The organism is Shewanella atlantica (assembly GCF_003966265.1).
GTDB lineage: Bacteria > Pseudomonadota > Gammaproteobacteria > Enterobacterales > Shewanellaceae > Shewanella > Shewanella atlantica.
Genome location: NZ_RXNV01000007.1, coordinates 174,539 through 188,561, shown reverse-complemented (window position 1 = coordinate 188,561; position 14,023 = coordinate 174,539). Strand labels below are relative to the sequence as shown.

The window sequence follows — 14,023 nt, the reverse complement described above, 5'->3', positions numbered from 1 at the left end:
ACAAGGATAAGAAGTTGAGGTTAGTAAAGGCGCATTGGCAAGCTGCGATACAGTCACTACTGGATTTAGTCAGGGATCCACAAGCATGCTATTAAATTCGTGGGGATCCCACAGACTCTGAGCCTATTTATCACAAAGAGGACATGGTCATATTGCTAGTCATTTTTGTTATAGTCAGATAATCCTGGTGCAATAGACCTACTATCAACATCGTATAGTGAATCATGGTTTCTTAACCAAAGTTGATATTGATAGCCTTCAAGCGAATGATCTTTAGTACAGTCTATAGTCCACATTGCTAACCAAAAACCTGCAACAGCCGCTCTTACTGGAAGTTTTAAAACACCATTTTCCATATTAAAATCTAGTGCAATGGTTTCGGGGTTTTTAACATTTTTTCTATTAGGGTGAGGTACAATCTCTAAATTAACAATTCTATTCCAGCTTTCGTCTCTACTTTTGCTACTTTTATTTGCTTTTATTTCATCTGAAATTATTATCTTACTCGCAACAATCCTAGTCAGCGCATAACTTCTAAACTTCTCTTTTTCAAGATCATAAGCTCTCATATACCAATGTATTCCATTGTCAAAAATAGAATGTGGAAGTAGTTTTTTTGTTGAATGACCATTTCCAACTGAGTGATAATCTACTTTTAAAGTATGTTCATTTGAAATTGCTCTGGTTATATTAGATAAATCATCTAATTTCGGAATACTCAACCTTGGAAATGCTAAAACACCGTTACACTCCCCCATATCTAACGCTTCACATATTTTGGGGTTTCTAATTTTTGATAAAGCATGATTTATAGATATATCGAATAAAGGAAAGAAAGTATCATCTTTTATTTCATATTTTTTTGTTACTTGGTTAAACGTAACATTTAGATCTTCTTCATCCTTATTCTTTGCTGATTTTCTATAATGACTTATATCTCTCGTTGCTGCCGCATCGCTAATGCCAAACCTATCTTTTAAGTCTAGCCTTGAAAACCAACCTCTAAACCTCAGCATAAATTCTAAATACTCAAGCCTCTCATAAATATTTATCGGTAAGTCTTTAATATTATTCATGATATTTTCTCTAGAGTCCTTTTTAATTATAGTATCGCACAAGCGAGTCACTTTTGCCAGTTGACCAACTCAAATTGAGCGGGTATTATAGTCATTAGTCAACCACCAGAGGAATATTGTAATGGCTACGAATGGTAAATCAGGCGACAACCGCCGACATGGTATGGTAAAAGAACGCTCCCAAACCCAGACATCTTCTGGGCATTGGATCAAGCGTGATGCAAATACAGGCCGCTTTATGGATGTGAAGCAAGATGGCACCCCTTTCAAGGGGGTGAGAAAGGAAAAGTAAAAAGGCACTTTCAGCAATAGCTAAAAGTGCCTTTTTACCAAGTGAGATAAAATAATTTTATCTGCGCCAACAGATAAAACTAAGGCTCTACACTAAGGGGTTCAAGCCCGCAATAGACTTGGGTATTTGTTTTACACATACATCGTACCTGTCTAACGCGTTTATCTCAATAGCTGGAATCCCCCTTTACATTTTTTTTGGGGATATTGATCATGAATCATAGCCAAAAAGTGGTACATGTTTGCGCGTATACTCGACGCAGAGCTGGCCAGTTAGAGTACGTATGTAGTCACTTTCGTTCTTTACCGCGTTAGTTATCAAAGCCCCGTTGTACGGGGCTTTTTTTATTAATGTAATTGTTTGTAGCTACACTGTGTAGATTATAGGGAGAACAACCATGGCACATGATAAATGTTGTGCAAAAGACAGGGGAACTACTGCAAAAAGTAGCAACCCCCATCATTGTTAGACTTAATCTATACAGGTTGAACGGTATGAGTACAGTGAGGATGGTCAGGGATTTTTACATCCTTATTCCAATGACCTTCCCTATATGCTTTTAGCAATCTATCTAATAACATTGAAGCATCATGAGTACGACCAGCTAAATTCTTTGAACAGTTAGAATCAGCACTTTCAGCTGAACTATGGTCTACATAACATTCAGAACTCCCAGACTCTATAATCCTCATCAAAACAGCTTGATTATAAAAGCAGCTAATGTTTGTTCTTAATAATCGCTCAGCCCATCCTTGTGGAAAAACTCGATTATTATTTTCATGAGGACTGTAATTACGAGGAAGCCTAAACTCAACTTCTTGAATAGATTCCTCGACTGTCCATTTGCCATTGAAAAAATCAGCGAGGATAATTCTTAGAGCCTCTAATCTACCTTCACCTTCAATAACCTTACCGGGTATAGGCTCAGACTCTATCAGTTCAAGAATTTTCACCTTAAGGCTTTCATTGTTTTTCAAACATTCAATAATTTCGCTAAATTCACTTGCATACGACATACTATTTTCCTTGTATATATACCTATAGAGTGTGTGCGAAACTTAAAAATCAGAACTACCATTTCTTATCCAAAACAAAAGCTTAGAGTTAATCACTTTTCCCTCTAAGTCTATGTCGTACCTGAAAAAGGACAAAAAACAGAAACTCCACCTATTTCTAATCTAAACCTTTTATAGAGGATGGGAACCGGCATCTGGAAATTTATTGATTTATATCAAAGGCTTAACCTAAAAGCATCTTAAGTGTGGCGCTGACTCTTTGTTAGAAAAAGAGAGTTGATATCCTAATCTTAGTGATAGTGTTAGCCATCTTCCTGATGTGAGTTCCGCCAAAGCTGTGGAAGCTTTGGGGTTCATCCTTGTTGTGCTATTTACGCTTTCTTTTACACGCTATCGCGCTCAGTTTTTACGCGCTCATTTTTGCATCTGCAAACATACCGCAGAGTACATAATCTGTCCATCGCTTTTTGTTAATGTAACTTAATTCTTGCTAAAGATAACAATTAGTTAAGCCATAACTAATGCAAAAGCTAATGCAAAAGCTAATACTAAATCGAAAAAACAGCTGAATGCGGGTTGGGGCTGGATGGCTCTTATTAATAACGGTATAGAAGCTGCGTCAAAGCAGCATCAAAATTGTCGAGAGCAACAGAAAGATACATCTGTTCTGCTTTTATTGTTTTTTCTCATTTTCCCTACAAGCTTCACTACCTTCATTAACGTCACTACCTTCACGGGCTCACCTTTCCATCATAGCCCCCTGTCAGGCACTGCTGGAGTGACAGAATAGAGACAGTGGAGTGGCTGATGAGTGGCTTTGGAGATCGCAGTCCTGCCTTTACTGATGTCACGTTTAGACCTTTTACTCTGGTTTATTTTATTTTTGTGAACTGTGCACCTGTATTTCAGCGCACACTTGTACACATAATAAGTAATCAGCAATATTTTTAACGTATGACAACTGGAGTCTGCAATGAAAAATAGTGATTGCCCGCGCTCTGAATGTATTGAGTGCAGCCAAAAGCTCGATCCGAGTTTGGTTATCTGCCCACAATGTCATACTGCGCAAGGGTTAGAGGCTTTAGCGGGAGTCGACCCGAACATTCGCATTAAAAATCAAAAACTCGCCATATGGTTTGGTTTTTTATTCGGCATCTTAGGCGTACATAAGTTCTATTTGGGTCAATACGGAATGGGCTGTTTGTACCTGGGGTTCAGCTGGACTCTGGTACCAATGATTATTGGCTGGGTCGATGCGATTCGCACCATGAAGATGAGCTCATTTAACTTTGAACAACGATACTATCGTAGAGTGGCCCACCAATACGTTTAAGCCAGTGATGTTTAGCAAAATATGCCATTTGCCCTCTATTTAAAACAAGTAAGTAGAGTCAGAGTAACCTTTTACCTCTGACCCTACCTATTTAGCTAGTTATCTAGTTAGCTACTTATTCAGCAATTCACCAACTCACTTACCGGCTTATCCTTATCCAAAGATCACAGCCCTTGGCTGTATTGGGCGTGGGTCGATACCGTTACCATGGCATCGAGCTGCGCCTTGGCATCAGTGTCACCCTTGATTAGGTTTTCAAAGTGATGGATTAACTGCGCCTTATCTAATTCCGCCTTTGAGCCCGAGCCTATGTTAGTCAGGTCGATAAAGAACTCATCGAACAGGTGTGAGAAATCATCGATGACATCCATATTCAAGAACTGTTCATGGTTATAGATGCTGGGGTAACCGCCTTTTTGCTTGTCGACGGCGAAAGAGATCCCTTTCACATTGGTGATGGTGGTGGCTTTTTCACACTTGAGCATACAGCCATCTTCGATAGCGGGCTTGTTGCAGCCGACGGTCTGTTGGAAGAAACACTGTCTGCTGGTCATCATCAGGATGGGATGGTAGATGCTGTATAACAACTTAAAGTTATCCGGCCGTGCAATATTTCTGATCTGGTTTTGGTTGATCTCGTTAGAGATAAACGCCCCGGCACAATTGAGCTCCTCCTGCAGGGTCAGTAGCGCATAGGAGTTGGTCGTATTGAGAAAAGGCCCGGCTATCCAGCTGATGCCCATCTCATACGCCTTGTATGCCACCCCGGTGTTATTGCTGACGATTCGCGCAGGCTTAACTTGCTCAAGAATTTTGACCGCTTCGAGATAGTCTTTGCCGATGAGAACCGCGGGAAACCAGGGGATAAGCCTTGGATTTCTTAACAAGATATCGATGTACTTAGTGCAGTTTTTCTTAAAGCTTTCCGGCAATTTAAAGTAGATGTCGGCATCGGTGACATCAGCAAGGTGCAGGTCTTTCTCATCGCTTATCAATATCGATAACGTGGGCGTGTCGGTCAGCTTGCGATGTTTTGTCAGCTTAGGCAGGGTAACCGGCGGGATCACTTTGACCGAATCATTCAACACAAAGGCGACCTGCTTTTTAATTCGGGTCAGCTCCTTAAACGGCATGTTGAGGCCGGCATCGAGGCCGCTGAAGTCGAATGCTTGCAAGGCGTATTTGCCCTGTTGCAGGCTCTTGAAGCGCTTTTCGATGGCGCTTTGATCGACCGACGCTTGCTCGGATGCGATAAGCGGCATCTCAGATTGCACGCAAAATGCGTGCTTGCCAGTGGTGACATCGACCGTTAGCGGCTTGCCGGCCTGTCCGCTGAAGCGGATGGTTAGTGGCTCTTTGGCGATGCTTAAGTGCTTAATTTTTTCGACGACCTGAGCGCCGATGGCATTTTTCTCTTCGGAAAGGTCTTTTTGCACGGCCTGGATCTGCACCACAGAGATGGCGTTATGTTTATCGTTGGCATGCTGAAAGCTGTTATCGCGGGGGTTATCGATAAACATCTTCTTGGTGAGATCGCCCTTCAGGAAGGAGTTAGTGAAATCACGGTTAAAGACCTTATAAAGGTTGGTGTTGTCGGATAGCAACTGGCCGGTTTCGACAAATTTATCTATCTGCTGGCGCCAGCTATCCACCACGGTATGGACATATTGTGCGCCTTTAATGCGCCCCTCGATCTTCAGTGAGTCGACGCCGGCGTCGACCAGTTCCGGCAGGTCGAAATAGGCCGAGTTATCTTTGAGGTTCAATGGGAACCGGTTGCCCGCATTGGTGATCTCATATTCATCGCGGCAGGCTTGGCTGCATCGACCGCGGTTGCCCGAGTTGCCGACGCTGACCGAGCTCGAATAACACTGGCCCGAGAAGGCGATACACAGCGCGCCATGAACAAAGACCTCGGTAAGCACATCATGCTCATGGGCGAGTGTGGTGAGGCTCTTAATCTCTCCCAGGTTTAATTCCCGCGACAAGTTGGCTCGGGTAGCGCCAATTTTGGCCAGAAAGCGTATTTGCCCCGAATTGTGGGTGGTGAGCTGGGTAGATGCGTGCACGGCTAAGCTGGGAAAATGGTGTTTAACCAGATTAAATATCCCCAAGTCCTGCACGATAATGCCATCGATGCCGATATTAACGATTTGATTGAGCAGCTTAACTAAGCCCGTGACCTCGTGCTCCAGGATCACGATATTCATGGTGAGGAAGACTTCACACTGATATTGGTGTGCGAGCCCGATGATCCCCATTAAGTCATCGAATGAGAGGTTAGTCGCCCGGTTACGGGCATTGAATGTATCCAGGCCACAGTAGACGGCGTTTGCACCGGCAACAATCGCAGCTTTTATCGCATCGACATCCCCACCCGGTGCCAATAATTCAATTTTTCTACTCATCGCGACATTACCCATTTCATTGCTTAGTTAAATTTCCGGCGGGGATCCTACCACAAGCTTAAGCATAAATTAGGATTTACTGTTGTAATGGTCAGGAATAAATGGAGCCTGATCCCACTTGAACAACTTGAGCACTGTAGATGTTCTAATCTAAATTTTTATAGAGGATAGACACTGATTTCGGGAGGTTCATTGATTTGTATCAGCCAGTTATGTTGTAAGTTTTTCTATTTAAATATCTTTTGTGTTTTTTATTTCGACAACTTAGATGGTCCCACACTCACTCCCCCCTCCATGGGGCATTGATTTTCGCATTAAATAACAAAAATTTAGATAACTTAAAATGCAGGGCAGGAAAAATAATAAGTACTGAGTAATATAACGCTGTAATTTTTATCTCATACAGAAGTTTTAACTATCCATGATGCTTTAAACCATATCTTTTGATATTTAATTGATAATTGCTCAACTTTCCTTCCTTGCAAAAACACACAATGCTAACCTAAACAACCAAATTGAGTAACAATAATGTAGTTCATCAATTTAGGAAATAATCATTTAATCAGTTTTTCAGGGAAGACGTATGAAGTTAAAGAAATGGACTCCGATCCTTTTATCGGGTGCACTGCTATCAGCCTGTGGTGGTAGCTCAAGTGATGAAGGCAGTTCTGGTGGGGGTAACGTACCTGAGCCTACAGGACGCGCCATCGGTGAGTTTCAACAGGTTGCCAATAAGTGTGAATATACTGAGCCACAAACAAACGTGACTGTTGTCGTCCAGCGTGGTGATGGTTCGGTATTGAGTCAACATCAGGTCGATGCTCAGGGAAAATTTGATATCCCTTGGGGCGGCGATGCCAAGCACCTAACGACTGTCGTTGAAACAGATGGTCATTATTCGATTGATACCCTAATGGAATTTACCACGGGTGATATTGGCATACAAAAAAACTACTCTCAGGCGCTAGATACCCATTGTAATTGCCAGGATATCACCGTTGATTTTAGTGATTTAGGGGCCGCTTACCCAAACCATCAGCTTTGGATCGGTTACCGTAACCAAGATACTAAATCCCCCTATACCTACGAGGCATGCAGAGTTGCACAGGAAGACTATACGCCGCTAGATATCATGTTGCGCCCGAAAGACAATGTTAATGATGAAGCGTTTGGCGCATTGATAAAAATCGATCCTATGAATACATCATTTGCAGTGTCTGCTGACATACTCAATGAGCCTAATAATCAAGCCACGAGAGTTAACTATTCGGCGGGCACCTACGGTATTGATCATGTACAGTCCTATGCAAATAGTGTCGAAGGAAGGCGCCACAGATCATTTGAACCAGCGGGCAATGCTGTATATAGCGTACCTGGGCTAAATCAGGATAGCTTTATACAAGCCTATCGGGATATCAGCTTTGGGTATGTTGAGCCAGGTAATGTCGATTACTCCGCCTACCGAAGATATCGCATCGAAGATCCAGCTTCACACTATGAACTATTCACTCCGACAAACGAAGCAGAGCTGTTAGAACGATTAAATTCAACACTGGCCAATGCCGGCTCCTCCACGAGCTACGACTTCAGTAATCTTGATCCTGGTTATCAAGCATTAACTCTCTCGATCAAGAGCGCAAATATGGTATGGCAAGTCACAGGGGCTCTTACTGGCGTTATCCCAGATTTTAAATTACCTAGAGCTATAGAAGACGATTTATATGAACAAATTGAAGAGTTTTCGCTTTTCACTTTTGGTTATAACAAGCCCGGCAATATAGATGAACTTCGTAGCATGTGGGCGAAAGAGTCTAGAAGTCACGGCTATTTACGCCCCGCATATTTCGATAATTATGTAGCTGAAGTTATTTCAATAAATATTGAATATTAAGGTTTAGTGTTTATTAATTAAACCGAAATACGTATTTGATCGTATGCCTCCGGCGAGTTATCTGAATTGATGCTTGTTGGAGGCAAGAAAAATAAGCCTGCTACCTCTTTGATGTTTGATAAGTAGGGCCAGAGCAAACTTTCAGAGCCCATCTGAACGACTTGCCCACTATTCTTTTAGAATCGTTTTTATCGTGCCATTAATCACATCTTCAGTACGGATTTCAACATCACCAGAATCCCGGTTGCTTCTTTCGTTTCTTCGCTGGCTTGCTTCGATAGTTTCTGTTCCTAGCGTGACACCAGTTTCGAGCACGCTCTTTGTTGAACAGCCGCTAATCTGCAACGCAACAAAGAGTAAGAGGTAACTAATCCATGTTTTCATATTTTTTAAATCCATCTATTTCAGCTTATCCATCAGCTCTTTATAGCATGCAATTTAAGAATAGCTAAACTAAATTCCCCATTCCAGCGGCACTCGCCAACCGTGACTTCGATGGGCTATGGGTGTTGCCCTTTTGCCTTTAATTGAGGCTGGCCATATTTACCTTATGCTTACCATTTGCTGTCAGATAGAAAACACCAACTACAGGCAAGAGAAAGACCGCCAAATCATCTTTGCTGGGTAAACAGTGCCTGCAATCGATGAGCAATTTAACCCGTCAAATACCCAAGTAAAAGGTTGCGAAAGCCAGGCATGGCTGTACCATGAACTAATTGATGATAAACATTTTTATCACGCCTATAGCTAATCAAGCATAAATGTTGATAGCAAGTACTAAGGGAAACACCATGACCAACAAGACTTGCAATCACACCCGCCGAAAAGTGCTTAAAGGGTTAGCCGCCGCCTCATTATTAAGCCCGCTGGGGATTTCGCCTGCATTTGCAGCCGCCAAGAAGCGCCTTTATATCGATGGTCTCTCTTTTCTTCCTGAAAACCTGGCAGATATTCGCGCCTCCAAGCTCGATGCCTACCTTTGCGACATTTCAGCCATTGAAACCATCGAGCAGGCCGACGGCACCCTGAACTATAAGCGTACCTATGACGCCTGTATGAAAAGCATTAAAGAGGCGAACCAAGTCGTTAGCGCCAACCCAAGCATATTAATGCCGGGGCTGACCGGCCAGGACATCGAACTGGCCGTTGAGCAAGCGCGCACCGCGGTCTATTTTCAAATTCAGGGCGCCGATTGCGTTGAAGCCGATAGCGATGCCAACTCATGGCAACATCTGGAACAATTTCACCAGCAAGGTTTACGGGTACTACAACTGACGCACCACTACGGCAACCGCTTTGCCGGCGGCGCATTAGATAATGATGGTCAACAAGGGCTAAATAAACCGTTAACAGCAGATGGCCACCAATTGATCGCGGCACTTAACCAGCGCAACATCCTCATCGATGTCAGCCATTCGAGCCCTCAGACTGCGCTGGATACCATAAAGGCCAGTAACAGCCCGGTTGTACAAAGCCACGGCGCCGTTCGCTCTATCGTTAACAATGCCCGTTGCTCACCCGATGAAGTCATCCGCGCTATCGGTGACAGCGGCGGTGTATTCGGGGTGTTTATGATGAGTTTTTGGTTGACCAATAATCCGCTGCCGACCATTAAAGATTACGTGAAACAACTCGACAGAGTCGCCCGCATCGGCGGCATAGATTGTGCCGTCATCGCCAATGACTTTCCACTGCGTGGCCAGAAAAACCTGCTGGCACTTAGCAACAATAATGCCGAAGGCATCAAGGAATACCTGCCTTGGTGGCACAGTTTAGCTGAAAAGAGTGTATTGGGATTTGAGCACGAACCCACACATGTCGTGATCCCCGAGCTCAACGATATCGACCGCATGAGCCGCATCGACGATGCGCTGGCCAAAGCACGCTACAAATCCACAGACAGAGACCGCATCCTGGGCGCCAACTGGCAACGGGTACTTAAAAATGTATTGGTATAAGTTACAGCAATCGCGGGGCTGAAATTAACTGGAATATATAAAACAAGAAAAAACGCCTGTCGGGTCTGACAGGCGTTTTGTTGTTTGCTCAGCGATTTACACCGCTATCTGCACAGTAGAACAAAGTTAGTGAGCCGAGGCCGACTTACCGTGGGCCGCTCGCATCTCTTTCGCTTTCTCTTTTATCTCCTGCAGATCTCTCACCATCTCACTCCAACCATACCAGAGGGCATAGTCGGGGTTGGCATGGAATGCGCCCTGGAAGCCGCGCATGCGATGTTTGAGGTGCATTTCAAACAGAGTTTGCTCGATAGTGGTCGGTGCATCCTGGAAGGTTAGCAGATCCGGGAAGGCATGGGCGTAGCCCTCGGGCTTAGCTATGATACCGTCCTGGTATAGCCCCGTGATGATACGAATAGCTTGTGCCAGCAGATGGTCAAGATCTCGGATAAGCTTATCTGCATTTTCCAGTTCGTTACGGGCAAAGTTCGCTGAGTGACAGTCGCCGCAGACGGCCAGCATCTTGTTGCGTTCCTTGTCGAAGGAGGCCTTGTCCAGGCGGGCGACATCGGCAGCCTTGACCACGTCGAGTCGTCCTGTTGGCTGGCCTTTAGGATCGAGCACGCCCAATGCCTGTAAGATGGTTATCTGATCGGCTTTCCACTGCTCATCATCTTCGGGTAGTGGCAGTCTTACCGCCAGAAAGCCCCAGGCGGTGCGCACTTCATGGTCGCCATCGACCATATGGCAGGTCTGACAGGTTGGCGCCGGTGTGCCTTCTGGCAATACACCGTTTTGCTTTAGCAGATAGCGCACACCATGCTTAGACGATGACCACATCTCCCATTGCGGATGGTCGAAGCCCATATGACATGTCTGACAGGCCTGAGGTTGCTGCGCCTCTTTAACCGAGAAGGTGTGCCTTGTATGACAGGCATCGCAGGAGGCATGGCCGAACTTACTGCCCTGCTCCTTAAGTTTGGCGATTTCGGCATCGGTTTTTATACCCAACTTATGACAGCCGGTACAGCCCTTCATCCCCTGATTCAGTGCCATAGGTTGTGCATGGGTAGTAGGCATGGCGTTAACCGCGGCCCACGCCAGGGCATGTTTGCCCTTAGAGAACTGCTCCAGGCGATCGCCATGGCAACCACCACAGGTGTCGGCAGTGATTGTGACCAAGTTGTCTACATCCTTAGCCGATGAGTGATCGCCCTCATGACAGGTATCGCAGCTCACATCATTCTCGCTATGGCGGCTCAGTTGCCAATCCTTAACGGCATTGGGCGTGACCTCCTGGTGGCATGACACGCATTTATCGGCTGCGTAAAGTGGCGCGCACAGCAGTAACATCAGTGAAATTAACAATCCCCTCATCATATCCGCCTTTTTTATGTGGTTATAGTGACAAAAAGTATAGTCAGCCATCCCCGACGCGCCAGTTTCATTCTGAAATTATTGAGAATTTTCATATTTAATGAGGTGGCGTTGAACTGGATATAGTGAATAGTGTGCGAGGTGAGGTGCAAAAAGGCTGCGGAGCCATAAGTTTTGCAATTATAGGTATGCGGTAGCACTACTTAATTACCGACGATCGCTTGCTTTCATCTTGCCACTTATCACTTATCACTTATCACTTATCACTTATCAGAGTAACTAATTATTCACCTTTCGCTACTGTAGAACTCGCTCAACATCAACAACCCAAACAGCTCAACAACTTGTTAAATGGCAGTTGCAAACACGCCAAGCCGTTTATTTATTGAGCATTCAATCCACCAGAATTGAATTTATAATCATTTTTTACGCATAATTATTGACTTCGTTTTATATCAGCTTATAGTCGTTGCCAGTTGAGTATTTTGGTGATGAGAGTTAAAGATGAAGAAGTCGATGTTGTGTTTGGGGAGCTTAGGTTTAGCAGGCGTATTGATGTTAACCGGATGCGGTAAGAGTGATGACGTGCTTGTAGTGGGCACTAATGCTTCGTTCCCACCTTTTGAATATGTCGGTGGGGTGAGCGGCGATGAGATAAAAGGCTTCGATATCGATTTAGCCCGTCAGATCGCCAAGGATGCCGGCAAGACGCTTAAAGTTGAAAACATGAAGTTTGATTCACTGATCGTAGCGCTCAATGCGGGCAAGGTTGACCTGATCGCCTCCGGCATGACGATTACGCCAGAGCGTCAGGCGAGCGTTAACTTTTCAGAGCCTTACTATGAAGCGACGCAGGTGGTCTTGGTCAAAAAAGATAGCACCAGCATCAAGAGTGTCGATGACCTAAAGGGAAAGCATATTGCGGTTCAGCTGGGTTCCACCGGCGATATCATGGCCAAAACTTTCAGCCAGCAGGTCACCGCATTCAACACAGGTTTTGAGGCCATCATGGAGCTTAAAAACGCTAAGGTTGATCTGGTGCTGTTTGACAGTGAGCCTGCGGCCAGCTTTCTGGATAAGAACCCAGGACTTAAAATGGTCGAACTGGAATTCGAGCCCGAGTTTTATGGCTTTGCTGTCGCCAAGGATAAAGTTGAGTTGCTGCACAGCATCAATAGCACCTTGAATGCGATGAAACAAAACGGTGGCTATGACGCCCTCGTCAACAAGCACATGAAGTGAGTCGATAATGATTGATGCAATTAACGCTTCACTGTTTACCCCTATCGGGGAAGATGGCTTAATCGGTATCTACCTCATCTTAAATGGCCTTAAAGTTACCCTGATTGTGACCTTCTTTGCCATGATAATGGGATCAATATTGGGGGTGACGACCACCCTGATGAAGATGTCACCTAAGTGGTATCTGCGTTGGCCGGCTAACCTCTATGTCAGCGTTATTCGTGGAACACCGGTAGTTGTACAGTTAGTGATCCTTTACTTTATTGTATTGGCCGCATTCGATGTCGATAAGATCACCGCCGCCATTATCGCCTTCGGCCTCAATAGCGGTGCCTATATTTCAGAGATCATTCGCGCCGGGATCCAGGCGGTCGATAAGGGCCAGATGGAGGCCGCACGATCCTTAGGGCTGTCCCACGGGGCAACCATGAAGGAGGTCATTCTTCCTCAGGCGATTAAGAACATTCTCCCCTCTCTGGGTAACGAATTTATCGTATTGCTGAAGGAGACGGCGGTGATAGGCTTTATCGGCGGCGTCGACCTGATGCGCGCCGGCGAGATCATTCGTAGCCGCACCTTCGAAGACAGTGTGCCGCTATTTACCTGTGCGCTGATCTACCTGCTACTGACATATAGCTTCACCCTACTGCTGTCGAAATTTGAAACGAGGTTAAAGCAAAGTGATTAAGATAAATAATTTACATAAGAGCTTTGGCGATAACCAAGTACTGAAGGGGATCGATGAACAGATAAACCATGGCGAGGTAGTCAGTGTGATAGGCCCATCGGGCAGTGGCAAGAGCACCTTCCTGCGTTGCATTAATCTGCTTGAGCAACCGACTCAGGGGGATATTCTTATCGATGGTCAATCTATCACGGCGCCCGATGCCTGCATCGATAAGCTAAGGCAGAAGGTGGGAATGGTGTTTCAAAATTTTAACCTTTTTCCCCATAAAACGGTTAAGCAGAACATCACCCTCGCTCCGGTACAGCTTAAGCTGATGACTCCGAAAGAGGCCGATGTTGAAGCCGAAGCCTTACTCGAGCAGGTAGGATTGAAAGATAAGGCCGATGCCTACCCGTCCAGCCTGTCCGGCGGACAGAAACAGCGGGTCGCCATCGCCCGAGCCCTGGCGATGAAACCAGAACTGATGCTGTTCGATGAGCCCACATCTGCTTTGGATCCCGAGATGGTTGGCGATGTACTCGATGTGATGAAATCCCTCGCTCACAAAGGGATGACCATGGTGATAGTGACCCACGAGATGGGCTTTGCGCGGGATGTGTCTGACAGGGTCATATTTATGGATGGCGGCGTTATCGTAGAAAACAGCGAGCCCGAGGCCCTGTTCAGTGCGCCGAAAGAGGCGAGAACTCAGGCCTTCTTAAGCAAAGTGCTGAGGTAAAGGTGCTTAGGTGAGAGTGTTGAG

The 14,023-nt window shown here is 45.2% G+C and carries 13 protein-coding genes; 8 read left to right on the top strand and 5 right to left on the bottom strand.

Going from position 1 to position 14,023, the window contains the following annotated elements; translation table 11 throughout:
* Positions 1-155 precede the first annotated feature (155 nt).
* Positions 156-1,076 (bottom strand): helix-turn-helix transcriptional regulator, encoded by a 921-nt coding sequence (locus tag EKG39_RS15735; protein ID WP_126506826.1) that lies wholly within the window; start codon positions 1,074-1,076, stop codon positions 156-158.
* 121 nt (positions 1,077-1,197) lie between these two features.
* On the opposite strand from EKG39_RS15735, the gene EKG39_RS23430 reads away from it, so the two are divergent.
* The gene (locus EKG39_RS23430) at positions 1,198-1,368 is read left to right on the top strand and encodes a hypothetical protein (RefSeq protein ID WP_185817625.1); all 171 of its coding nucleotides are present in this window, start codon (positions 1,198-1,200) and stop codon (positions 1,366-1,368) included.
* 476 nt (positions 1,369-1,844) lie between these two features.
* On the opposite strand, the gene EKG39_RS15730 is transcribed toward EKG39_RS23430, so the two are convergent.
* Complete coding sequence (locus tag EKG39_RS15730; RefSeq protein ID WP_126506824.1) at positions 1,845-2,384, bottom strand: hypothetical protein; 540 nt, start codon at positions 2,382-2,384, stop codon at positions 1,845-1,847.
* 973 nt (positions 2,385-3,357) lie between these two features.
* Here EKG39_RS15730 and EKG39_RS15725 point away from each other — a divergent pair.
* Positions 3,358-3,717: a TM2 domain-containing protein gene (locus tag EKG39_RS15725; protein WP_185817624.1), complete on the top strand. Its 360-nt coding sequence runs from the start codon at positions 3,358-3,360 to the stop codon at positions 3,715-3,717.
* A gap of 164 nt (positions 3,718-3,881) precedes the next feature.
* On the opposite strand, the gene EKG39_RS15720 is transcribed toward EKG39_RS15725, so the two are convergent.
* Positions 3,882-6,125 (bottom strand): peptidase U32 family protein, encoded by a 2,244-nt coding sequence (locus tag EKG39_RS15720; RefSeq protein ID WP_126506822.1) that lies wholly within the window; start codon positions 6,123-6,125, stop codon positions 3,882-3,884.
* Between the two features lie 583 nt (positions 6,126-6,708).
* Here EKG39_RS15720 and EKG39_RS15715 point away from each other — a divergent pair.
* Positions 6,709-8,016: a hypothetical protein gene (locus EKG39_RS15715; protein WP_126506820.1), complete on the top strand. Its 1,308-nt coding sequence runs from the start codon at positions 6,709-6,711 to the stop codon at positions 8,014-8,016.
* A 168-nt stretch (positions 8,017-8,184) separates the two neighbouring features.
* Here the strand turns inward: EKG39_RS15715 and EKG39_RS15710 are convergent, their stop codons facing one another.
* Positions 8,185-8,415, bottom strand: coding sequence for a hypothetical protein (locus tag EKG39_RS15710; RefSeq protein ID WP_126506818.1), 231 nt, complete (start codon positions 8,413-8,415; stop codon positions 8,185-8,187).
* A 232-nt stretch (positions 8,416-8,647) separates the two neighbouring features.
* Between EKG39_RS15710 and EKG39_RS23895 the strand changes: the two genes are divergently transcribed.
* Positions 8,648-8,767 (top strand): SufE family protein, encoded by a 120-nt coding sequence (locus EKG39_RS23895; RefSeq protein ID WP_126506816.1) that lies wholly within the window; start codon positions 8,648-8,650, stop codon positions 8,765-8,767.
* Between the two features lie 40 nt (positions 8,768-8,807).
* Positions 8,808-9,974, top strand: a complete 1,167-nt coding sequence (locus EKG39_RS15700; protein ID WP_126506814.1) for a membrane dipeptidase — start codon at positions 8,808-8,810, stop codon at positions 9,972-9,974.
* Positions 9,975-10,100: 126 nt separating this feature from the next.
* Here EKG39_RS15700 and EKG39_RS15695 read toward each other — a convergent pair whose 3' ends face one another.
* Positions 10,101-11,351, bottom strand: a complete 1,251-nt coding sequence (locus EKG39_RS15695) for a multiheme c-type cytochrome (RefSeq protein WP_246028522.1) — start codon at positions 11,349-11,351, stop codon at positions 10,101-10,103.
* Between the two features lie 504 nt (positions 11,352-11,855).
* Between EKG39_RS15695 and EKG39_RS15690 the strand changes: the two genes are divergently transcribed.
* The 3 genes from EKG39_RS15690 to EKG39_RS15680 are packed head-to-tail and all read left to right on the top strand — an operon-like array spanning position 11,856 to position 13,999.
* Positions 11,856-12,593, top strand: a complete 738-nt coding sequence (locus tag EKG39_RS15690; protein ID WP_126506812.1) for a basic amino acid ABC transporter substrate-binding protein — start codon at positions 11,856-11,858, stop codon at positions 12,591-12,593.
* Between the two features lie 7 nt (positions 12,594-12,600).
* Positions 12,601-13,281, top strand: coding sequence for an amino acid ABC transporter permease (locus EKG39_RS15685; protein ID WP_126506810.1), 681 nt, complete (start codon positions 12,601-12,603; stop codon positions 13,279-13,281).
* Positions 13,274-13,999 (top strand): amino acid ABC transporter ATP-binding protein, encoded by a 726-nt coding sequence (locus EKG39_RS15680; RefSeq protein ID WP_126506808.1) that lies wholly within the window; start codon positions 13,274-13,276, stop codon positions 13,997-13,999. Before EKG39_RS15685 ends, EKG39_RS15680 begins: the two co-directional genes overlap by 8 nt.
* Positions 14,000-14,023 lie beyond the last annotated feature (24 nt).